A 21,758-nucleotide genomic window follows, 5' to 3' on the forward strand; every position below is an offset into this window, starting at 1 on the left:
GTGCAGAGAAAAAGAATCCTGGGCCTGCTGGCGCTGGGTGTGACGGCGCTGTCGATCCCCATCGCCGGCGGAACCGCCGGGGCGGCACCCCAGCGGACCGCGTCGGCGATCGCTCCGACCGGCGACGTCCGGATCCCCGACGGCGCCCACGCCCAGGGCATCGGCGGCGTGCCCGCCTCGGTGAAGGACTACCCGTTCGCCATCGCGGCCCTGCGTGAAGGCGGTTCGCGCCCCAAGGGGCAGAGCTGCAGCGGCTCGGTCGTGGCACCCCGCAAGGTGATGGTCGCCGCGCACTGCAAGGAACTGGTGGGCGAGAAGTCCGTCCTTTATGGACTCGACGACCTGAAGAGCACCGGCGGCACGCAGCTCAAGGCCGTCGACTACAAGCTCCACCCGCGGTTCACCCAGCCCTGGAACGGTTACGACGTCGCGATCATCACCACCGACGCCGACATCCCCGTCCCCGCGGGCGGCTACGCCAAGGTCGCGACCTCGGCCGACACCGGCCTGGAGACCCCGGGCAAGGACGGTTTCAGCCTGGGCTACGGCAAGAAGACCCAGAGTGACAGCCCCGCCGACGTCACCCTGCAGAAGCTGACCCTGCCGATCGTCAACGCGAACCAGTGCACCGGGGTGGAGAACGGTGTCGACCCGGCGACGATGATCTGCGCGGGCTACTCCGACGGCCGCAAGACCGTCCTGCCCGGCGACAGCGGCGGCCCGTTCATCGTCAACGGTGTCGTCGTCGGCATCACGTCGTGGAGCCGCAGCGACTTCAAGTGGTACAGCGTCTACAGCCGCCTGAACAACGAGATGGGCGACTGGGTCAAGGAACAGATCGGCGAAGCCCCCAGCGCGGACAAGTTCACCCTGGCCGCGTCGCCGGGTTCGGCGAAGGTCGACCCCGGCAAGTACGTCTCGACGTCGATCACGAGCAAGCCGGGCAAGAACGGCGCCGAGGACGTCGCGCTGACCGCGTCCGGACTGCCCGATGGCGCCAAGGCGACCTTCCAGCCGTCGACCATCAAGTCCGGTGACACGGCGAAGCTGACGATCGAGACCGCGGCGAACACGCCCGAGCGGGACTACACGATCACCGTCTCCGGCAAGGGGAACACCGACACCGCGACCACCACGCTGACGCTGACCGTCGGCAAGGGCGGCAGCGAGCCGGGCGACCTCAAGGTGACGCTCAACCCCGCGTCGGGCACCGCGCGGCCGGGTTCCATGGTCAGCACGAAGGTCTCCGCGACCGGCGGCAGCGGCTCGATCACGCTTTCGGCTTCCGGTTCCGGCCTGCCGTTCGCACCGTTCTTCAACCCGCAGACCATCTCCAGTGGCGGTACGTCGACGATGCAGGTCTTCCCGCCGTTCCAGGCCGGGACGTACCCGATCACCGTGACGGCGAAGGACGGCTCCGGCAAGACCTCGACCGCCACGTACACGCTCACCGTCCAGTGACCACCAAGACCACGGAGGTGATCCACCATGCGTAACTCTCGAAAACTCCTGCTGGCACTGGGTGCCCTGACGCCGCTGCTGGCGCTCGGCGCCGGGAACGCCGTCGCCGCGGAAGCCGAAGGTGTTGTGGTGCAGGCGAAACAGCACTACGGCGACCAGTACATCGTGGTGCTCAAGGACGGCCTCGCGACCGCGCAGGCGTCGTCCGCCTCGCTGACCCAGCGCTTCGGCGGCGAGGTCCGGTCCACCTGGTCGGCCGCGCTGAACGGTTTCTCGGTCAAGAAGATGACCGAGAAGCAGGCGCGGCGGCTCGCGGCCGATCCGTCGGTCAAGGCCGTCTACCAGGACGGCACGGCCCGCGGCACCGAAACGCAGGCCAACCCGACCTGGGGTCTGGACCGCGTCGACCAGAAATCCCTGCCACTGGACAAGAAGTACACCTACAACAACAGCGGTGAGGGCGTCACCGCGTACGACCTCGACAGCGGCATCAACCCGGCCAACCCGGAGTACGAAGGCCGGGCGAGCCTCGGCAAGGACTTCATGGGCGGCGACGGCAAGGACTGCCACGGCCACGGCAGTCACACCGCCGGCACCCTCGGCAGCAAGACCTACGGGGTCGCCAAGAAGGTCAAGATCGTCGGGCTGAAGGTGCTGGGCTGCGACAACTCCGGGCCCGACTCGGGCATCATCGACGCCGTCGACTGGGTGACGGCCAACGCGGTGAAGCCGGCCGTGGCGAACATGAGCCTCGGCATGGACGCACCGGGGGTCGGCGACGACGCGGTCAAGAAGTCGATCGCGTCGGGCGTCGTCTACGGCGTCGCGGCGGGCAACGCCTCGACCGACGCCTGCAACACCAGCCCCGCGCGGGTGCCGGAAGCCATCACGGTGAACGCGACGGACTCCAGCGACAACCGTTCGTCGTTCTCGAACTACGGAAGCTGCACGGACATCTTCGCCCCGGGCACCAACATCACCTCGTTGAGCCCGAGCAACGGCGGGTCCGCCGGGATGAGCGGGACCTCGATGGCGACACCGCACGTCGTCGGCGCGGCCGCGCTCTACCTGGCGGCCAACCCGTCCGCGACACCGAAGCAGGTCCGGGACGCGCTGGTGAACAACGCTTCCGACGGTGTCGTCAAGAACCCGGGCAGCGGTTCGCTGAACAAACTGCTCAACGTCTCGTTCATCGGCGGCGGTGGCCCGGGGCCGAAGTGCGGTGCGAAGTCGAACACCACCCCGGTCAGCATCCCGGACGCCGGTGCCGCCGTGACGAGCGCGGTGACGCAGGACGGCTGTGACGGCAGGGCGTCCTCGTCGCTGCCGGTCAAGGTGGACGTCTCGCACACCTACACCGCGGACCTGGTGCTCGACCTGATCGGACCGAGCGGGAAGGCGTACCGGCTCAAGGGCTCCGGTGGAGTCGGTGCGGCGGGCGGTGTCCACGAGACGTACACGGTGGACGCCTCCGGCGAGAACGCCAACGGCACCTGGAAGCTGAGCGCCCAGGACGTCTACCGGTTCGACACCGGCTCGATCGACGGGTTCACCGTCACGTTCTGACCCGGGGGCGAGGAAAACGAGGTGGGACCGGACTTGGCGACCGGTCCCACCTCCCTGGGCACAGCCTTACCGCTTGTTCTCGGGCTACGACGCAGGTGTCCTTTCGCGGGTAGCGCCGGGTGAGGGGAACTTTGAGGGACCCAGAGTCCCTCAAGGAGTCCTTCACGGACTCCGCGGCCCGCTGGTCACAGGGGTGAGGAAGTGGGCTCGTCACCCGTGACCGGACACGCTCCTCGAATGTCCACAGAGGACACTTCCGGCGCATCTTTGCCCGATTTGGGTGGTTCGCGGGGAGGTCGTGAGCGTTAAAGGTCGTTCTAACGCTCCTTATCACTCACGACCCCCGCGCGGAACCCGCGTGAAGCACTCAAATCGGGCATCAGGACCCGTCCTGCAGCCCCCTGCGGACGGTCGCACCCCGCCAGGCGACAACCAGCCCGCTGGAAGCGTTCGAAACCTGACACGGGCGGAAAGCCGACTTTGCCGAGACCCTGGTGCTAGGCGCAATGAAGGGGCCTTCACGTACTGAGCAGCCGCGAGATCAGAAGATGACCTCACCGCGTCAGGCGCGGCGGAAGCTGTGCACCACGAACTGGGTCTTGGCGACCTGCTTGCCAGGTCCGAGCACGAACGACGGGCCGTTGCACGAGGAGCCGTTGTACATCCGGATGCTGTAGCCGGTGCGGCTGACCGCGGAGTTGTAGTGCTTGTCCGGGTAGCAGTGGGTGTTCTTGTCGAAGTACCCCGCCGAGCTCTTCGTGCCGGTGTAGTTGAGCCCCGACCACAGGCACAGATCCGAGGTGCAACTCGGCGCGGCCATCGCGGTCGCGGGCGCGACCACCGTTCCCACGAGCGCGATGCCGGCGGCCAGCAGGGTCGTCAGGCGATACTTGCGACTCATCGTCGTCCCTCCTGAGCGGGCACTTTGCCCGGTTCGGCAGGAGCGTAGCCGCGGCATCGCCCGGCGGGGCGGCGTAGTTGCCCAACGGTGACCTTCTCGAAGTTGTCAGCCGATCCGTCCCGGTACCGGTGGGCCGGTGAAGTCCACGTCGAGGTGGGTGATCAGGCCGTCCACACCGGACAGGTAGGTGGCCCGCATCGCGACGTCGGCGGTGTCGCCCGCCCGTGCGGTGCCGGGTCCGGGAATGAAGTCCGTGTCGTCCAAGGCGACGAAGCGCACGGCGAGGTCCGCCACGGTCTCGCTGCCGTCCGGGGAGATACGAACACCCTTCGGCACCAGCACCTCGAACAGTGCCTCGTGGGCGGTCCGGAACCAGGCGAGCGATTCGGCCTTGCCGGTGAGAGTGGCCACCGGGAACCGGACACGGATGTCGTCGGCGTAGAACTCACGGTGCACCAGGTCCCAGTCCTGGCCGTTGAAAGCCGCGACATAGCGTAGATACCGGGCAAGGTCCATCATGGCCTCCAGCCACTGTCCGGGATCCGCACGGTGAACGCGCCACAGCTGAAACTCAGCCCGAAGGCGACGACCAGTCCCGTCCCCGGCTCGCGGTGGACCGGGTCGGCGAACATCAGGGGCACCGAACAACCGAGAGTGTTCCCGTAGTCGCGCAGAATCCGGTAAGAGGACGCGGCTTCCGGCCCGTCCGGGGCGACGCCGAATTCGGTGCAGAGACCGTCCAGGATGCGGCGGCTGCCGGTGTGCAGGAGCATCAGTCCCGCCTCCGACGGCGAGGAGAGCCCGCTGGAGCCTCCGGCCAGCAAAGACCGCACGGTGCTGACCGCGTAGTGCGTCCCGCGCGGGGTGACCTGCTGGCTGAGCGTGTAGAGACGCCGCCCGTGCACGACCGGGATGTCCGAGCCCCCGTCCGGCATGGTGCCGAGTTCCGCGTCGTCCGGCTGTTCGTTCGTCAGATGCGCCACCGGCCCGAACGTCGGCCCCGCACCTTCGCCGCCCAGCAGCATCGCCACCGCGGCGTCACCGAAGAGGAAGCCGTGCATCGCGTTCACCGTGTCCTGGCGGTCCGTCACCTCGCTGAAGTGCCCGTACTCCCCGGGAAGCGGAGGGGAGAGCGGGGTGATCGCGTCCATGAAGCAGACCAGGACGCGCTTGCCGGGCTCGGCGTTGAGAAACCACCGCGCGGTGTCCACCACTTTCGCCACCGCAGAACAGCCCAGGTACTCGAGGCTGAGAGCGACAGCCTCGCGGGGGATCTCCGGGACCGAAGCGAACAGGTCGCAGACCAGGCTCGGCAGCAACCTCCCAGGGCTGCTGGTGACACCGAGCACCAGGCCGATGGTGGTGGGATCGATGTCCGCTTTCGCCAGGCAGTCCCGCACCGCGCGGGTGGCCAGTCCCGACGCGGTGATCTCGAATTCGGGTTCGGCCCCGGCGAAGAGCACGTCGGGGTAGTTCGCCAGCACCGAGTGCCGGGTCCGCACACCCAGGTCGCTCAGCATCGCGACCAGCCGGGGGCTGAAACGGTCACCCGCCGAGGCCAGCAGGTCGGCCGTGGACCACCGGGAGGACGGCAGTTCGGCCGAGACGGCCAGCAGGCACGGGTCGGGCATCGGGCGCCTCCACGAACAGCGGTGGATCATGGTCGGTCTCCGGGTCATGATGGACGATCCGGACGCGAGGACACGGCGCCTCACGCGATCGGGGCACTAATGGACACGGATTTCCTGTCCGCTGGTGCCTTCGGCGCGGGGGATCCGCGGTCCCGGTGAACGTGCTTCGATGTGGGCGATGAGGCGGATGGCGGGCGACGGTGAGGGCCGGCGGCGGGCACTGACGAGCTACGTCGGCCGCGCGGCGGACGAGGACGAAGTGCGGCGGCTGCTCGGCTTGGGCCGGTTGGTCACGTTGACCGGTGCCGGCGGCGTGGGCAAGACCCGGCTGGCCGCCCAGGTGGCCAGTTCGCTCACCCGGGGCTTCCCCGACGGCGTGGCCGTCGCGGAACTGGGCGAATTGCGGGACGAACGACTGGTCGCGCGCGCCGTCGCCGACAGCCTCGGGCTGCACGACACCGCGGGCCGGACGGACCTGGAGGCCGTGGTGTCGTACCTCCGTCCCCGGCGATCGCTGGTGTTGCTGGACAACTGCGAGCATCTGCCCGCCGGTTGTGCCGACCTGGTCGCCGCGCTGCTTCGCGACTGCCGGAATCTGGTGGTCCTGGCCACCAGCCGGTGCTCGCTGGGGCTCGACGGCGAGCACATTCTGGCGATCCAGCCCCTTCCCGTTCCACCCGAGGAGGCCCGCACGCCCCAGGAGGCACTCACGTTCGACGCGGTGCGGTTGTTCGAGGAACGGGCCATGAGCGTTCTTCCCTCGTTCGAGGTCACCGAAAGCAATGCCGCGTCCGTTGTCCGACTCTGCCGTCGACTGGACGGCCTGCCGCTGGCGATCGAACTGGCCGCGGCCCGCGTTCGCGTCCTGTCGCCGTCGCAGATCGCCGACCTGGTCGACCAGGGGTCGGGGGTGCTGGTCACCGGTCTCCGGCTCCCCGTGGAGCGGCATCGGACGCTGCGTGCCACGCTCGAGTGGAGTCATTCCCTGTGCACCGCCGACGAGCGGGCCGCCTGGGCTTGCTGCTCGGTGTTCGCCGGACACTTCGATCTGTCCGCGGCCGAGGCCGTCTGCGGCCGGTCCGGGAACGAGGTACTGGACGCCGTCGCCGGTCTCGTCGACAAGTCGGTGCTGATCCGCGTCGACGGGACGGACAAGGTCCACTATCGAATGCTCCGGCTGCTTCGTGAATTCGGTGGCGGGCTGCTCGCCGAATCCGGCGAGGAGCCAGCGGTGGCCGGCAGGCATCGTGATCACTACGCCGGGTTGATCGAGCAGGCCGCCGGCGCCTGGTTCGGGCCGGGGCAGGACGAGGCGTTCGAGCGGATGACCGCGGCGCACGCCGACGTCCGGGAAGCGTTGTCGTGGTCGTTGCGAACGCCCGGCGAAGGGAACGCGGCGCTGACGATGGCGACCGCCATGATCGAGTACTGGGTCGCCCGCGGAGCCGCGTGGGAGGTACGCGACTGGATCGATCGTGCGCTCGACGTGCTCCCTCCGGAGGCCCCGGGTCGTGCCCGCGGTTTGGCGATCGCCTCTCTCTGCGCCGCGCTGCACGCGAACCTCCCGCTCGCCAAGGAGCGGCTGACCGCGGCCGAGGCGGTCGAGGACGACGAGGCGGCGCCGTACATCGCCCACGCCCGGGCGTTCGTGCTGATGCTGTCGGCCGAGCCGGATTCGAGCGTCCACGCCGCGGCCGCGGTCCGGATCTTCCGCGAGCGGGGCGACGCACGACGTCAGATGCACCCCCTGTTCATCCAGGGTGTCGCTCTGGCCTATCGCGGGGAACTGCCAGGAGCGCGGGAACTGCTGGGTTCGATGCGCAGGCAGTGCGAGGAGGCGGGGGAGGACCGCTACCGTTCGATGGCCCTGTTCGGCATCGGTGTCGCGGAGGTCTGCTTCGGCGGCGACGTCGACGAAGGCGAACGATCCATCCGCACGGCACTGGAGATCGACCTTCGCGGGTCGGACGTGCTGTCCGCGGCATACCGGGTGGACGGTCTGGCCTGGGTTTCCGCACGACGCGGGGAGTGGACCCGGGCGGCGGGCCTGTTCGGAACGGCCGCGACACTCTGGGATCGCTGCGGCGCCGAGCCCGATGTGGCCGTGTCGACGGCTCACCGGGAGTTCCGCGAAGCCACCAGGAAAGCTCTGGGGGACGACAAGTTCGACGCCGCCTTCAGTGAAGGGCGGCAGCGGAGTCCGCACGACGCGCTGAGCGGAACGAGCACGCGCCGGGACGACGGCACCGAGGACGTCCTGCCGCCGCTGACACCGCGCGAGTCGGAGATCGCGCGGCTGGTCGCGGCCGGGATGAGCAACCGGGAGATCGCGGCACGGCTGGTCATCGCCCGCCGCACCGTGGAGACGCATCTGCAGCACATCTCGAACAAACTCGACTTCGCCAACCGGACCCAGCTGGCCGTCTGGGTCGAGAACCGGGCCCGTGGCGGGCCGCGGTGACCCGGAGGCCACCGCGGCCGGGGTGCTCAGGTGAGTGGGCACGTTCCCTGGTAGGCGGCGATCTTCGGGTCGTTCGCCGGGAGGGGGCACAGGAACTGGTCGTACCTGGTGTCTTCGTCCACGAAGCGTTTCAGCCACGAAATGCTGTATTTGGCGATGGTCACGTTCGGTTTCGTCGGCACCATGTGCCCGGCGCCCGAGAGCAGCATGTACGCCTTGTTCAACGACGCGGGAAGGCTTTGGTAGAACGGGCGGGAATGCGCACCGTCCGGCGCGATGAAATCGTTCTGGGCACTGACGACGAAGGTGGGGACCTTCAGGTCGGAGAAGATCGTGTTCGGATTCCAGCCCGTCAAGGGAATGGCCGCCTTCAGGGTGGGGGCCTTCTGCGCGGCGATCAGGGAACCGCCGCCGCCCATCGAATGCCCCATGACGGCCAGCCGGTTCGGATCCACCCGGCTCCTGGCCTGGCTCTTGTCCGTGACGTAGCGCAGGGCCGCGAGCAGCTGCTCCGATCGGACGTCCGGGGTGTCCCAGGTGCTCGTGGTCGAGAACGTGATGACCACGAAGCCCTGTGACGCCAGCCGCGGGCCGTACCAGGCGACGGCGGCCTCGGTTTCGAGAAAGCCGGGTGCGATCGCGATCGCACCGAAAGTGCCTTGGCCGGTGTCGGTCGGATAATGGATCGTCCCGCCGCCGAACCCCTGCCCGGACGGGACCTTCTCGGTCGCGATCCGGAACGACCCGAGGGCCGCCTCGACAGTGGCTTTCGTCGGAGCAGGCCCTCGAGCGTAAGGACTTTCCTCGGCGGTCGCCGCCGACGCGACTCCGCCGACGGGCAGACCCGATGTTCCCGGCACGGCCACCAGCAGTGCGATCACCGCACCGGCGATCGCGGCGGTCCATTGTGGTCGACGCTTCATTGCGCATGTCCTCTCGGAAGAACCGCTCCGACGCCGGAACGGAGTTCCAGGTATAGAGGAACGCATTCGCCTGAACGTCGTGGAAAACACGTACCGGCGGAAATCGGGTTCTCACGGTGGGGAATCGCGCGTCCGAGTGACAGTCCGCCCGGGAGGAATTGGCATTCAGGCGCGGTGTCCGCCCGGGTCGTTCACCTCGCCGTTCCTGTCGCCGTGATGGACGGCAACGCGCGGTCGGTTTCGGCGACCCTGGTGAACCTCGCCATCAGGGGTGCCAGTGCCGGTGTCATGAGTGCTTTGTCGGCCGCTCTGCGCAACGTCAGGCCGAACCGGGTCCGGGGGAAGGCGAAGGGTTTGATCCAGCGGGGGAGTCCCTGGACGTCGTCGACGAGTGGCCGCATCCAGTTCTCGTAGGCCGTGAGCCCGGGGGAGAGGGAGCCGGATCCGGTGCCGGACAGGCAGGCGGCGAGGACGTAGCCGCTGACGAGCGCGAGCGAGGCGCCGCCGCCACCCATCGGGGTCACGCACCAGGCGGCGTCACCGGCCAGGCACACCCGCCCGCGGTGCCAGACCGGCATGCGGATCTGGGTGAGATGGTCGAAGTAGACGTCGTCGGAGGCGTCGAACCCGTCCAGGATCCGGGGCGCTTCCCAGCCCACGCCGGAGAAGCGGTCGCGGAGCCGGGTCAGGGCCTCGGCCCGGTCGAGCCGGGTCGGGTCTTCGGCCTCCGTGCAGGCGAGGATGGCGCGCGTGGTGCCGTGGTGGTCCGGGCGCAGGTGGACCTGCCGTCCGCCGACCGTGGTGTACCAGCGCCATCGGCTGTCGTCGCCGGTGGTGCGCGGGATGGTGCCGAAGACCATGGTGATGCCCAGCGCGCGGCGGTCGACCTGGCCCTCGAAGAGCAGGTCGCGGGTGGTGGAGCGGACCCCTTCGGCGACGACCAGCAGGTCGGCCCGCAGGACCCGGCCGGCGCTCGTGGTCACGGTGACCGCGTCGGCCTCTTCCCGGACCGAGGCGATGGGGTCGCCGTACCCGATCTCGACTCCCTCGGGCAGTTGCCGCAGGATCGTGCCGGCGAGATCGCCGCGCAGGATTTCGAGTTCGGCGGTCGCGCCGTCGGAGGGCAGTTCCACCCGCACTTCGCCGGAAGCGTCCACGAAGACGGTGCCGGTCTCGGTGGTGTTCTGCGCTTTCACCGCGTCGGTCAGGCCCATCCTGGCGAGCACCTCGCGGCCGACACCGCGGACGTCGACGTTCTGCCCGCCGTCGCGAAACGCCGTCGCCCGTTCCAGCACGGTCACCTCCCAGCCGGTGCGCCGCAGCCAGAAAGCGGCTGAGAGTCCGGCGATGCTCGCGCCGGACACCACGGCATGTCGAGTGGTCATCCGAGTTCCCCTGTCAGTAGTGGTCGTAGTAGCTTTACTGCAAAGCTACTATGGTGCAAAAGGAGGTCGCATGGCCGAGGCCGACCCGTTGACCGAGAACTGGACACTGCTCCAGATCGAGGTGATGCAGCGGCTTCGAGACTGGGCGGTCGGCTTCGGTGAGATGCACCGGCATCTCGCCGTCTGGATGCGGCTGCCCGTTTCGGACGCCAACGCACTGGGCCAGATCACCTGGGCCGCCGAAGCGGGCACACCGCTCTCGCCGGCGGAGCTGTCCCGGCGGATCGCCATGACCACCGGGGCCACCACGATTCTGCTGAACCGGCTCGAAAGCGCCGGTCACGTCCAGCGCAGCCGTGAGAGCAGCGACCGTCGCCGAGTCACCCTGCGCCCGACCCCCGCCGCGCGAGAGCACGCCCGCCGGTTCCTCGCCTTCGCCGGGACCGAGATCGCGGCCACGCTCCGCACCGCCGACCCCGAGGAACTCCGTGTCGTCACCGCGTTCCTGTCGAAGATCACCGAGGCGACGGAGAACGCCAACCGGCGATTGGGGACATGAACGAGGGCCCCGTCAAGCCGCGGTTGGCGCCGGTGTCCTTCCGCGCCGTACTGTGAAAGTGCCGTTCGACCGAAGTGAGGGGACAAGATGTTCTGGACCATCCTGGGCTGGATTCTGTTCGGCCTGATCGCCGGGTTCATCGCGCGAGCACTGGTCCCGGGCAAGGACGACATCGGCCTGCTGCGGACCATCGTGCTGGGTGTGGTCGGCTCGGTCGTGGGCGGTCTGTTGTTCGGCCTGCTGACGGTCGGCATCCGCGGTTTCCAGCCCGCCGGGTGGATCGGGTCGGTCATCGGCGCGGTGATCGTGCTGGTCATTTACAACAAGGTGACCGGCCGCAAGAGCCGTCGCTCCTGACTGTCCTTAAGGGACACTGCTCGGTGCAGGTGCCTGGTTCAGGTGCTTCAGGGGCGGGTCGTGCCGGACTGAAGGCTCCCTTAGCCGCGTACGATGTGGTGAGGGGAGCCTTCGGCGTCGCGGATCTGGACCGTCCGACGAGAGTCGGCTACATCTCGAGCGTCCACAAGGGACAGTTTCAGTCGGGTAAATGTCTGATTGATGCCCATATGCACGCTTTGTGGTCGGGGTTGTGAGTGGCGATTTGGGTTCTGGTGGTCCGGTATTTGCCTGCCCGCTGGATCCTGATGTCATCTCGGTGAGCTTGTAGAGCTTGTTCTGGATGCTGTTGTGGGCGAGTGGGGAGGATTTGGGACGTTGAACGTCTCAAATCCTCCCCACTCGGCTGTCGTTCGCCGGGGTTGCGGGGGTGGCACGGTCTTGATCGACGGAGGATCGGGGACGTTGAGTGTCCCCGGTCCTCCGTTGATCAAGTGCCAAGACCGGAGCGCCCCCCGACGATGAAGGAATCGGGACGTTCAACGTCCCCATTCCTTCATCGTCAACGCCTGGCACACGCGTGAGCGCCACCCCGTCGAGTGTGGAGGATTCAGGACGTTGAACGTCCCAAATCCTCCACACTCGAACCTGCCGCGATGAGATTCCGGTGTCATCGAACTCCGAGACCGGACCGACCCCCTCGAAAACCGCACATCCAGCCATCAACCGGACATTCAGCTACCAGAACCACGCCACCAAGGCCACCTCCCGACCTTGAAGCCAGCGAAGGGATGGCGCGGCCCGCTTTCGTCGGCCGGTCCAGGCTGGCGCGTTGCACGACCGGACACTCTTCGGTGTCCGACAGGGCACCTGGCGGCGGCGGTCGTGCCGGAAGGTCGACGGTGACCTGCGATGTCCGGAGTGGACGTACGGCCGGTGTCGAGGTTGCGCGGAAAGCGCGCCTTCGCGAAAGTTCCCGGTGTCGGTGAGAATAGGACGATCCCACCGTTCCACAAAGGACCGAGGAGAACGCACGATTAAGCTTCGTACTTCGGCCAAGTTGGTCATGCTTCCCGCGCTGGTGGCGCTCGGTGCGGTCGTCCCCGCCCCCGCCGCCTCCGCGGTGATCGGCGGTTCGGTCAGCTCCTATGCGCCATGGGCGGTCCGGATGGTGGTCGACGAGACGCCGTTCTGCACCGCGACCGCGATCAGTCGTGAGTGGATCCTCAGTGCCTCGCACTGCTTCTTCGACGCGGGACAGCAGATCGACGATTCCCGCATCAGTTTCCGGGTGGGCGATCTGGACCAGCGCAAGGGCACGACCGTGCGGCCGGTGCCCGGCAGCACCCACGGCGTCGGGATCGCGGACATGATGCTGATCAGGGTGCCGCCGATGGACGTCAAGCCCGCCCGGCTCCCCGCTCCGGATTCCGTGCGTCCTGGGCAGATCGTGCGGCAGTACGGGTGGGGCGCGACGTGTCAGGAGGACGAGACCACCTGTCAGTCCGATGTGCTCAAAGAGGCCGTTCAGCGGGTGCTTCCCCCGGGCCAAGCGCGCTGTGAACGGTTCACCCCGCCGGGCGGCGGAGACGGCCGGGACCTCTGCCTCGGCCGGGTCACCGGCATCCCCGGTGGCGGCGACTCCGGTGGCCCGATCATGGCCACCGGACCGGGGCAGCGGGACACCATCGTCGCGGTGGAGAACGATTCGGACCGCGACCGCACCGCGGGTGCGGGCAACGTCTCGCTGGTGCTGGACGAAATCCACCAGGTGATCGGCGCCTGATCCGGACCGGGGGCCGCCTATCGCCGGCTTGTTCCGTCACAGCCAGCCGGCGCGGGCGGCGTTCAAGGCGAGTTCGAAGCGGCTGGTCGAGCCCGTGGCGGCCATCAGCCGTTCGACGCTGCGGGTCACGCTGCGCCTGCTGATGCCGAGGTTCCGGGCGGCGACCTCGTCGGTGGCGCCACCGGCCAGCAGGCCGAGCAGGCGCAGGTCCTCCTCGCGCAGGCCGTCCACCTTCTCGCCGTGTTCCGACAGCAGGCTCGCGCGATCCCAGACGGAGGAGAACAGCGCGCACAACGCGGGGAGCAGGCCACACTCGCGGACGAGGATCGCGTTGCGGTGCCGGTCGGCGCTCGCGGCGGTCAGGGAGACCAGGGCCGCGCGGTCGTCGACGATCATCATCTTGGCCGGGACCGTGCCCACCACGCGCGCCTGTTCGCCGGCCGCCATGCACGGGGCGATGTTGTCACGGAAGTATCGGGCGTCCTGGACCGATGCCCGCGCGTACACCACCTGGTAGCGGACGCCTCGTCGGAGGTTCGCCAGTTCGATCGGGTTGTCGATCGTAGGTGCGCCGTAGGGCGGGGTGTCCAGGAGGCGGATCCGCTCCGCGGCGCTGTGTTCCAGTTCGCACACCTTGTCCTGCAGGATCTCGTCGGAGATGAACTCGATGGCGTCCGGGCCCGCCGGTGCGGGGGAGTGCCTGAGATAACGCTGGTAGGTCTGCAGGGTGTCCTGCCCCGCCGCCGTCAGTTCGGCTTCGCGCCGCGCGGTCAAGAGTTTGACGGCGGCGGCAGGGTCGAGGGGCGCGACGGTTTCGCTGTCCTCGCCCAGCGCGCGGGTCGTCATGCCGAGTGCGGTCAGAGAGGTGAGCGCGGCTTCGGTCTTGGCGTGGTTCAAGTCCACCTGGGACGCCAGATCGGCGATCGTGGACGGGCCGTTTCGCAGCAGCGCGCCGTAAATCCGCGCCTGAGCCTTGCGCAGTCCGAGGCTGCGCAAACGTTCGTAGAGCGGATCGGTGTTCGGCATCGTCGCCTCCTCGGACAAGGGTGCCATGCACCGTAGCCGAGGAAAGGCGTTCGTGCGCCAGTGGCGCACAAACGCCGATCCGATTCGACTTTAGTCGGTTGATCGAGGGGAAGGGTCGGCCGAAACTAGGCGAACCGCGGTGCTCATTCCTCGAAATCCCTTATGGAGAAAAGAATGAAGGCGATTCGTCGTGCCGTCACCGGCACGTTCCTGATGGTGCCCGCGCTCGCCGCGGTGGTCGTGCTCGCCCCCGTCGCGCAGGCGAAGGACACCGGGCACCCCGGCGGCGTCGAAAGTTCCAAGGTCGCGGACAACACCCACCTGAAGATCGCGAGCGGCGCGGCGAAGGACGCCGTCGCGGCCAAGCGGGTCCTGCGCTACACCCAGCTGGAACAGAAGTACGACATGTGGTGCTGGGCCGCGGACGGCGCGGGCATCGAACAGGCGCTCGGTGCTTCGATCAGCCAGGACGAGTTCTGTGCCGAGACCAAGGGAACCGCGGTCGGATACTGTCCGAACGAAACGGCCTACATGACCGAGATCGCCCAGGGCTTCCGCAACACCGGGTTCCAGGCCACCTATGTGGACAGTGCGCTGTCGTGGAACGAGGTGCGGCGCCAGATCGACGCGGGGCAGCCGATCATGGCGGACATCAACTGGTCGAACGGCGGCTACCACGCCCAGACGATCTACGGCTACGACGCCGGGAACTCCACGATCAACTACGGCGACCCGTGGCCGTCGTATCAGCGCTACCAGACCCGTACCTACAACAGCTATCTGAGCAACAGCTCGTTCAGCTGGGCCGACACCATCAGCGGCATCAGGAAGGGCTGACCCGTCATGGCCCGTCCTGTTCGAGCGATCTCCCTGTCGGCGGCGATCCTGCTCGCCGTCGTGGCGTTCTCGCCCGCCGCCGGTGCCCGAAGCGACGAAGTACCGCGTCTCGACGCGGCCCGGCTCTCGGCCGCCGTCGCCGCCGCACACACCCCGGCTGCGGCGAGCATCGCCAGAACGAACCTCGAACAGGGCGGGCTTTCCGCACCGGGAGTGCTTGGGATCGCGGGAACGGGCATACCCGCCTACGCGATCAATCCGGATTTCGTCCGGGGGATTCCCGGTGCGCCCGCCGGAAGACTCGCCTATGTCGCCGTCGTGGTCACGGCTGCCGACGGCCGGAAGGCGACGCTTCAGGTCGCGCCACAGGGCGCTGACGGTTGGACGGCCGAGGCGGCGTTGTCGGGCGAGGACGAACGCGAGCTCGCGGAGACCCTCCCGCCGGGAGCCGCGCTACTCGGTGAGCCCCAGATCAACGGCTGGTACGCCCTCGAACCGGGCAAGGTCACGTTGTTGCGGGCGAGCCTGCCGCAGAACGCCGTCGGCGAGCCCGTCCCCCTCGCCGACTACCAGCGGCAGGTCGCGAAACGGTACGGTGACCGGCTTCCCGGTGGCCCGGCCGATCGGAAGGGGGAGCTCGGGTTCGTCCGCGACGATCCGAACGAGATGCCCGTTCCCGGTGTCGTCTGGGTGGCCGCTGGCATGCTCCTGCTCTGTGCGGCCGCGGTGGTCCTGGTGCTACGACGGCGCGCACGCGAATCTGGTATCGGCCGGCCCGGCACCGAGCGGGGCGCGGCCTAGCCCCACCCTTCGATGAGCCGGGCGAGCACCAAGGTCGCGATGGGAACCGGGCAAGGGCATCCACATCATGGACTCGTAGGCGCGCAGATCGTCCGAGCAAAGCCATGGATGTCACGATGCTCGCCGTTTGGAAGGCAGGGAACGCACCGAAGGCCGATACCGGGCGTTGCTCGACAGCGCCGGTTTCACTATCGACCGGATCGTGCCGACCCCCAGCCCTTTCGTCGTCCTGGAAGCGACACGGCTGTGATACCGGTGGCTGCCGGGCGGGGCCGGCAGCCACCGGACAAGGCGGTACTCAGGCATGCGGGATCCGGGGCAGGAGCAGGTACGGCCGCTGCTTCTCGTTGCTGTGCAGCGTGGTCCGGCCGTGGAAGGCCGGCCGGTCCCGGTCGCCGGGGAGCTCGTGCCAGTAGGCGCCGCTCCCGCGGATTTCACGACCGTAGACGATCTCGTGCGGCCCGGGGAGGTGGTGTTCATAGTCTTGGCCGCGCACGGACACCCCGAGGGTGTATCCGGCCGGGACGACGATCGACAGTGGCCAGATCTCGACGTCCACTTCGTACACCTGCCCGTGGACCAGCGGGGAGATCTCGGTGTGCCGCTGCCATGGCCGATACGGTCGCGACAGGTCCGGGTCGAGTTCGCGGTGCGAGACGCGCAGCCAGCCCTGGCCGACGGGGCCGTGGGGCTCGAAGGCGGTCGGGAAAAGCACTTCGGTGCCCTCGGGGTCGAACAGGTGCACCGTGGCGAACAGGTCAGCGTCCTCGGTGGTGGACGAGACGAAGAGTTTCAGCGCCGCGGGACCGGTGTACTCCATCTTCTGGTCGGCGGGCGGCAAGGTGAACATCAGTCCTTCCGACCGTGCGACGAACTCCGAGTGCTGCGCGCCGGCCGGAGCGCGGTCGATCAAGGTACCGGCGTCGAGGTCGAGGTGCAGTTCGGTCCATTCCGTGCGCGCGAGAGGCCATTCCCACTCGTGTCGCGGGAAGAAGCCATCGGGCGTGCGCACCTGCAGCTGAACCGGCGGCTGGTCGTCCCACCCGTTGGCCTCGCCTTTGAGGAAGTGGTCGAAGAAGCGCCGCTGCACATCGAGGCCGTAGTCGGTGTAGAACTCCGTCCAGTGTTCGAGCCCGTGCACTTCCAGCCACTTCCGCTCGGACGAAACGCGTTGGTAGCCCTCGAAGTTCCCTCGCGAGTGCAGGCCCATACCGCCCCAGTTGGCGGCGGTGAGCACGGGCACGGAGATCTTCTCCAGAACCGCGGTGCGGTCCCGGTAGTAGTCGTCGATGACGGGCCGGTCGAGCAGCACCTCGGAGATCCGGATCGCGGCCGCCCGCAGTTCCTCCTCCGTGCGCACCGGTTTGCCCGACACCTTGCGGCCGGTGTTCGGATTGACCGGCGCCTCCGCGCGGCCGTGCTGGATGCGCAGCACCTGGTGCGGCGCCCAGCCGGGCATGAACTCCGAGGGGATCCCGCCGTGGTGGGTGTACTCACGGAAGAAGTCGGACGCGCCTTCCCAGGGGCAGATGGCCTTGAGGTGTGGCGGGGACAGTGCGGCGGCCTGCCACTGGTTGGTCGCGAGGTACGAGATACCGAGCATGCCGACGTTGCCGTTGCTCCACGGCTGGACGCCTGCCCATTCGATCGCTTCGTAAAGGTCCTGTGTCTCACGCGGGGAGAAGAAGTCGATCTCACCCTCGCTGCCGCCCGTACCGCGCACGTCGATCCGCACGCAGACGTAGCCATCCGGGACCCACCGTTCCGGGTCCGGGTATTCCCAGACCTGGTACGCGCTGGTCGATTTCTCCGTCACTTCGGGGTGTTCACGCACGAGAGCGGAGAACGCGGACGCGAACCCCTCCGCGAACGCGAGTCCCTTGCCGTACGGGCTGGCCGCCAGCAGCACCGGGTGCGGCTCGTCGTCGTCCGGCCGGAAGATGTCGACGGCGAGCGTCGCCCCGTCGCTCATCGTGATCCGCACATCCCAGTCGATCCGCATGCCGTCACGCACTTCACTGTAGGGCTCGTAGTGCTGTGTCATGGCTTCCTTTCTTCTTCTGTCCTTTGTGGTCAGTCGCGCGCCTTGCCCATCGCGGCCATGGCGACGAGGCCGACGACCGGGATGGCGCACAACTGGATGACCCCGGCGGTTTGCCAGCCGAAGGCGGTTTTGGTGGCCGCGAAGAAATAGCCGGAGAAACTCGCCGGGATGTACATGGCCGCGACGAACAGGCCCGTCGCCCGGCCGACCTTCGCGCTGGGCACCGAACGCTGGATGAGCGCGCTGGTGTTGGTGTAGACGACCCCGGTGAAGGCGACCCCCAGCAGCAGGGAGAACACGAGCTGCGCGGGATAGGTCGTGCCGAGGACGAAGATCCCGGCCCCGCATCCGGCGATCGCGGCGAATCCGGCCACGTTGACCAGCCGCTGGTCGAACCGGTCGGCGAAGATGCCGCAGAAGACCGCCGTGAGCGCGCCGAGCCCGAACATACCGGCGGCGAGCGCGGTCTGGTCGGACGCGTAGCCGTGCGTCTCGCGGAGATAGGTGGGATACAGCCCGAGGTAGCCGTAGATGGTGAAGCCCGCGGCGACGGTGGCGATGGTGCAGCAGACGACGCGCCGGTTGAAGAATCGGACGGCATCGCCCGGTGCCGACGTGGTGCGCGGCTCCTCGTGGCGGCCGATCTCCGTCACCGACCGCGGCACCGCGAAGATGAGGACGACGAGGATCACGAGGCCGATCGCGCCGAACACGTAGAGCGGGACGCGCCAGTCGCCCGTCGAAGACAGGAGCGCGCCGCCGAAGAGCGGACCGGCGAACGCGCCGAGCCCGAACGCGGCGTTGATCGACCCGATCGCCACCGCGCGGTTGCGGTGAAAGTACGCGCCGACAGCGGCGTATAGCGCCGCGTTCTGGGCTCCTTCGCCGACACCGGACAGGATCCGCCACACGGTCAGGTCGACGAGCCCGGCTGCCGTCGCCTGGAGCGCGCAGGTGATCGAGAACAGCAGAAGGCTCGCAATGATGATCCGTTTCCGGCCGATCCGGTCGGCCAGATAACCGGCCGGGATACCGGCCAGGCCCATGCCGAGGGTGAAGATCGTCGACAGCGTCCCGGCCTGGTTGCCGGTGAGCGCGTAGGCCTGCTTGATATCGGGCAGCAGGATGGCGAACACCTGCCGGTCCATCGCGTTGACGAGGTAGGTCAGGTCGAGGACGAGCAGGATGAGCAGGGTCCGGAAGGTCCACTTGGCGGCGCCGGACGCCGGGGTTCTGCCGGTCAGCGTGGAGCCGGCGAGATCGGGGGTGGTCATGGCGGTGCTCCTCGGAGCAGGGGAGGGGTACGGAAAGTCGACGGCACGCGGGCACGTGCGGGCTGGCGAACGGGGGTTCGCGCCGTCCTCCGGGACGGCCGGATGGTGCCGGAACGGGATTCAGTACAGGGAGAGCAGCCGCAGGCCGTGCCGCACCTGTTTGAGCCGCTGGTGACGCTCGTGGCGGGCGGTGACCGCCTGGTCGAGTGACACCGGCACGAAGTCGACCGTGTCCGGTGCCTTGAGCTGGGCGAGCACGTCGAGGTCGGCGCTCACGACCGTGCCGATCGTCGCGTAGCCGCCTCCCGTCACGGCGTCGCGCAGCAGGCAGATGGCCTCCTCGCCGTTGGGTACCTGCACCGACCCCACCGGGTAGCCCAGGTCGACCACGTTGCTGGGGTTGTCGCCCGCGCCGAACGGGGCTTCACGGTCGACGAACCGCAGTGCCGGTCCGATCAGGCGGCGACCGGTGCGGTCGGATTCGGGCGAGACGGTGAACGTCGAGGAGAAGAACTCGCGGACGCTTTCGTCGGTGAACCGGTGACGGCACAGTCCTTCGACGAGCCGGAGGCGCTGATGCCCGCCCAGGACGGGACGCAGCCGGGGATCGACGGTGCTGCCCGCGCCGGGACGGAACATCCCGGTCTCGTCGCCGACCGGCAGGACGTCGCCGGAGACGAGCGCCCGGCCGTCGTGCCCGCCGATCGCCGAACTCTGGTAGGTGGACCGGCTCCCGAGGAACGGCTCGGTCCCGATCCCGCCGCGCACCGCGAGGTAGGCGTGGCAACCGGTGCGCAGCGCGCCGATCCGCAGCACCTGGCCGGGTTCCACGAACAGCGTCCGCCAGCACGACACGGTCACGCCGTCGATGTCGACGTCGGCTTCGCCGCCGGTGACCGCCACGGTCGCCGGTTCGGTGAAGTGCACTGCCGGTCCGATCATGGTGATTTCCAGCGTCGCCGCGTTCTCGTGGTTGCCGGCGAGCAGGTTGGCGCAGCGGTGCGAGTACTGGTCGAGCGCTCCAGAAGGGGGCAGTCCGATGGCGTATTGCCCGTCGCGGCCGAGATCCTGGACGAGGGTGCGGGCGCCGGGGGAGAGGACCGTCAGCATGACAACGCCGCCTCCAAAGTGCGCGGATAGCCTGCGGGGTCGGCGAGGAACTCGGCGAGTGCGAAGCGCACTGGTGCGCGCCGATACCGGTACCGGCCTTCGCGTGAGTCGGTGCGCAACTGCTCGTACTCCTCGCCGGAGACGGGCCGGAAGCGCAGCAGCGTCGAGATCGTGGCGAGCACCTTCGATGTCTCGAACCCGGGAGTCCGCTGGGTGAGGTCGGCGACCGGGACGGGGGAGCGGCCGAGCAGCTGGTAGCCACCGACCCCCGCGGTCGGGTACACGACGGTGAACGCGCCGCCGTGCGCGACCGCCCTGGCCGGGGTTTCCGTCCTCGGGCGTAGATACTTGGGCGCCTGGATCTGCCGCTCGCGCGGCACGAGCTGGACGCATTCGGTGTTGCCCGGCTTGAAACACGGGAAGGTGACGATGAACGGCGCCGACGTGTGCGCGGCGACGAGGTCGGCCACCGAGGCCAGCCCGTTGATGCGCGCGGTGTAGGCGATGTCCGTCTCCGTCGGCGATTGGTGCCGGTCCCGGAACTTCAGGCAGGTCCGCTCGGTCTCCGGATCCGCGTACCAGACCGGGATCTCGACGATCTCCGTGTCCAGCGCCACCGAGCCCGCCTCCTCGAACCGGTCGTGCAAACGGGCCAGCGTGCGCACGAGTTCGCGCGGGTGCAGCACGTCCGGGTCGGCGCGCACGAGATAGCTCGCGTTGGCCGGGGCGACGTCGAGGACGCCGGGCAGCTCGCGCCGGGCCAGCTCCCCGGTGATCGCCTGGATCCGCAGCGCTTGCGCGAGGTCCATCCCTTCGCACACTTCGACGAACACGAACTCGTCGCCACCGAAGCTGGCTCGTGCGCCGTCGGCGAAGAACTCGTAGGCGCTCATGGCGCCTGCTCGGGGGCGCGCAGGAGGAATCCCGCCGCTTCGAGGCGCCGTCGCACGGCCGCCGCGATCGCGACCGCGTTCGGCCGGTCACCGTGCACACAGATCGAGCGCACCGGCATCGGGATCACCGTCCCGCCGGCCGTGCGGACGGTGCCGCGCGCCATGTCCAGCGCACGATCGGCGATCGCCTCCGGGTCCTTGGCCCGCGGGACCGGCTCGACGATGTTGATCCCGTCCTGGTCGAAGTCGAGGTCGGCCGCGTTCTCCGGAATGACCGGCAAGCCCGCCGCGGCGACCGCGCGCATCGCCTCGGTGGGCGCGAACATCAGCGGCACACCCGGGAGGACCGGTTGGAGCGCTCGCGCGACCCTGGTCGCCAGCTCGGGCGAACGGCAGATCCGCCCCATGAGCGCGCCGTGCGGTTTGACATGGGTGAGGGGCACGTTCTCGACCGCGGCGAGCCCGGCGAGCGCGCCGACCTGGTAGAGGATGTAGTCGACCACGTCGGAGTCGGTCGCGGGCAGCGCCCGGCGGCCGAAGCCGAGCAGGTCCGGGTAGCCGGGGTGGGCGCCCGCGGCGATCCCCGCCTCCCGTGCGCGGATCAGGGACGACCGCATGGTCGCCGGATCGCCGGCGTGATAGCCGCAGGCGATGTTGGCGGTCGTGATGTGCCGGAACAAGGCTTCGTCGTCGCCGAGCGTCCACCGGCCGAAGCTTTCGCCGGCGTCCGCGTTCAGGTCGATCGTCGGTGCGGTCATGATCAC

19 protein-coding genes are annotated in these 21,758 nt (G+C 68.7%); 8 read left to right on the forward strand and 11 right to left on the reverse strand.

The genetic code is table 11. The annotated features are described in order from the left end of the window. Complete coding sequence (locus ACLJPX_RS01855) at nt 1-1,461, forward strand: trypsin-like serine protease (protein WP_410598408.1); 1,461 nt, start codon at nt 1-3, stop codon at nt 1,459-1,461. A gap of 27 nt (nt 1,462-1,488) precedes the next feature. Next, nucleotides 1,489-3,027: a S8 family peptidase gene (locus ACLJPX_RS01860; RefSeq protein ID WP_101607246.1), complete on the forward strand. Its 1,539-nt coding sequence runs from the start codon at nt 1,489-1,491 to the stop codon at nt 3,025-3,027. Between the two features lie 562 nt (nt 3,028-3,589). Here ACLJPX_RS01860 and ACLJPX_RS01865 read toward each other — a convergent pair. From ACLJPX_RS01865 to ACLJPX_RS01875, 3 genes are all read right to left on the reverse strand, one after another. Next, on the reverse strand, nt 3,590-3,928 hold the full coding sequence (locus ACLJPX_RS01865; RefSeq protein WP_158255812.1) for a peptidase inhibitor family I36 protein: 339 nt from the start codon (nt 3,926-3,928) through the stop codon (nt 3,590-3,592). 105 nt (nt 3,929-4,033) lie between these two features. Further along, nucleotides 4,034-4,444 carry a nuclear transport factor 2 family protein gene (locus ACLJPX_RS01870; protein WP_410598409.1) on the reverse strand — a complete coding sequence of 137 codons (411 nt, stop codon included), beginning with the start codon at nt 4,442-4,444 and terminating at the stop codon, nt 4,034-4,036. Then, nucleotides 4,444-5,559 carry a 3-oxoacyl-[acyl-carrier-protein] synthase III C-terminal domain-containing protein gene (locus ACLJPX_RS01875; RefSeq protein ID WP_410598410.1) on the reverse strand — a complete coding sequence of 372 codons (1,116 nt, stop codon included), beginning with the start codon at nt 5,557-5,559 and terminating at the stop codon, nt 4,444-4,446. Before ACLJPX_RS01875 ends, ACLJPX_RS01870 begins: the two co-directional genes overlap by 1 nt. A gap of 169 nt (nt 5,560-5,728) precedes the next feature. On the opposite strand from ACLJPX_RS01875, the gene ACLJPX_RS01880 reads away from it, so the two are divergent. Further along, complete coding sequence (locus tag ACLJPX_RS01880) at nt 5,729-8,020, forward strand: LuxR C-terminal-related transcriptional regulator (protein ID WP_410598411.1); 2,292 nt, start codon at nt 5,729-5,731, stop codon at nt 8,018-8,020. 26 nt (nt 8,021-8,046) lie between these two features. Here ACLJPX_RS01880 and ACLJPX_RS01885 read toward each other — a convergent pair whose 3' ends face one another. Together ACLJPX_RS01885 and ACLJPX_RS01890 are read right to left on the reverse strand one after the other, a co-directional pair. After that, complete coding sequence (locus ACLJPX_RS01885) at nt 8,047-8,943, reverse strand: dienelactone hydrolase family protein (protein ID WP_101607251.1); 897 nt, start codon at nt 8,941-8,943, stop codon at nt 8,047-8,049. Nucleotides 8,944-9,134: 191 nt separating this feature from the next. Beyond that, a complete protein-coding gene (locus tag ACLJPX_RS01890) occupies nt 9,135-10,328 on the reverse strand; it encodes an FAD-dependent oxidoreductase (RefSeq protein ID WP_410598412.1) in 1,194 nt (397 codons plus the stop codon). A gap of 70 nt (nt 10,329-10,398) precedes the next feature. Here ACLJPX_RS01890 and ACLJPX_RS01895 point away from each other — a divergent pair, with 70 nt between their 5' ends. The 3 genes from ACLJPX_RS01895 to ACLJPX_RS01905 all read left to right on the forward strand — a co-directional run bounded on the left by ACLJPX_RS01895 (nt 10,399) and on the right by ACLJPX_RS01905 (nt 13,009). Beyond that, nucleotides 10,399-10,887, forward strand: coding sequence for a MarR family winged helix-turn-helix transcriptional regulator (locus tag ACLJPX_RS01895; protein ID WP_410598413.1), 489 nt, complete (start codon nt 10,399-10,401; stop codon nt 10,885-10,887). Between the two features lie 87 nt (nt 10,888-10,974). Further along, on the forward strand, nt 10,975-11,244 hold the full coding sequence (locus ACLJPX_RS01900; RefSeq protein ID WP_101607254.1) for a GlsB/YeaQ/YmgE family stress response membrane protein: 270 nt from the start codon (nt 10,975-10,977) through the stop codon (nt 11,242-11,244). A 1,045-nt stretch (nt 11,245-12,289) separates the two neighbouring features. Continuing rightward, a complete protein-coding gene (locus ACLJPX_RS01905; RefSeq protein WP_410599076.1) occupies nt 12,290-13,009 on the forward strand; it encodes a trypsin-like serine protease in 720 nt (239 codons plus the stop codon). Between the two features lie 36 nt (nt 13,010-13,045). Here the strand turns inward: ACLJPX_RS01905 and ACLJPX_RS01910 are convergent, their stop codons facing one another. Beyond that, a complete protein-coding gene (locus ACLJPX_RS01910; RefSeq protein WP_410598414.1) occupies nt 13,046-14,035 on the reverse strand; it encodes a TrmB family transcriptional regulator in 990 nt (329 codons plus the stop codon). A gap of 174 nt (nt 14,036-14,209) precedes the next feature. Here ACLJPX_RS01910 and ACLJPX_RS01915 point away from each other — a divergent pair, with 174 nt between their 5' ends. Together ACLJPX_RS01915 and ACLJPX_RS01920 are read left to right on the forward strand one after the other, a co-directional pair. Continuing rightward, nucleotides 14,210-14,872, forward strand: a complete 663-nt coding sequence (locus ACLJPX_RS01915) for a papain-like cysteine protease family protein (protein WP_410598415.1) — start codon at nt 14,210-14,212, stop codon at nt 14,870-14,872. Nucleotides 14,873-14,878: 6 nt separating this feature from the next. Beyond that, on the forward strand, nt 14,879-15,673 hold the full coding sequence (locus ACLJPX_RS01920) for a hypothetical protein (RefSeq protein ID WP_410598416.1): 795 nt from the start codon (nt 14,879-14,881) through the stop codon (nt 15,671-15,673). A 298-nt stretch (nt 15,674-15,971) separates the two neighbouring features. On the opposite strand, the gene ACLJPX_RS01925 is transcribed toward ACLJPX_RS01920, so the two are convergent. The 5 genes from ACLJPX_RS01925 to ACLJPX_RS01945 all read right to left on the reverse strand — a co-directional run bounded on the left by ACLJPX_RS01925 (nt 15,972) and on the right by ACLJPX_RS01945 (nt 21,752). Further along, nucleotides 15,972-17,717: a CocE/NonD family hydrolase gene (locus tag ACLJPX_RS01925; RefSeq protein ID WP_410598417.1), complete on the reverse strand. Its 1,746-nt coding sequence runs from the start codon at nt 17,715-17,717 to the stop codon at nt 15,972-15,974. A 29-nt stretch (nt 17,718-17,746) separates the two neighbouring features. Further along, a complete protein-coding gene (locus ACLJPX_RS01930; RefSeq protein WP_410598418.1) occupies nt 17,747-18,991 on the reverse strand; it encodes an MFS transporter in 1,245 nt (414 codons plus the stop codon). Between the two features lie 120 nt (nt 18,992-19,111). Then, a complete protein-coding gene (locus ACLJPX_RS01935) occupies nt 19,112-20,101 on the reverse strand; it encodes a biotin-dependent carboxyltransferase family protein (protein WP_410598419.1) in 990 nt (329 codons plus the stop codon). Then, on the reverse strand, nt 20,095-20,994 hold the full coding sequence (locus tag ACLJPX_RS01940; protein WP_410598420.1) for a 5-oxoprolinase subunit B family protein: 900 nt from the start codon (nt 20,992-20,994) through the stop codon (nt 20,095-20,097). The genes ACLJPX_RS01935 and ACLJPX_RS01940 overlap by 7 nt, the downstream gene beginning before the upstream one ends. Further along, a complete protein-coding gene (locus ACLJPX_RS01945; RefSeq protein ID WP_410598421.1) occupies nt 20,991-21,752 on the reverse strand; it encodes a 5-oxoprolinase subunit PxpA in 762 nt (253 codons plus the stop codon). Before ACLJPX_RS01945 ends, ACLJPX_RS01940 begins: the two co-directional genes overlap by 4 nt. Nucleotides 21,753-21,758 lie beyond the last annotated feature (6 nt).

The sequence above is a fragment of the Amycolatopsis sp. lyj-90 genome, from assembly GCF_046549035.1.
GTDB lineage: Bacteria > Actinomycetota > Actinomycetes > Mycobacteriales > Pseudonocardiaceae > Amycolatopsis.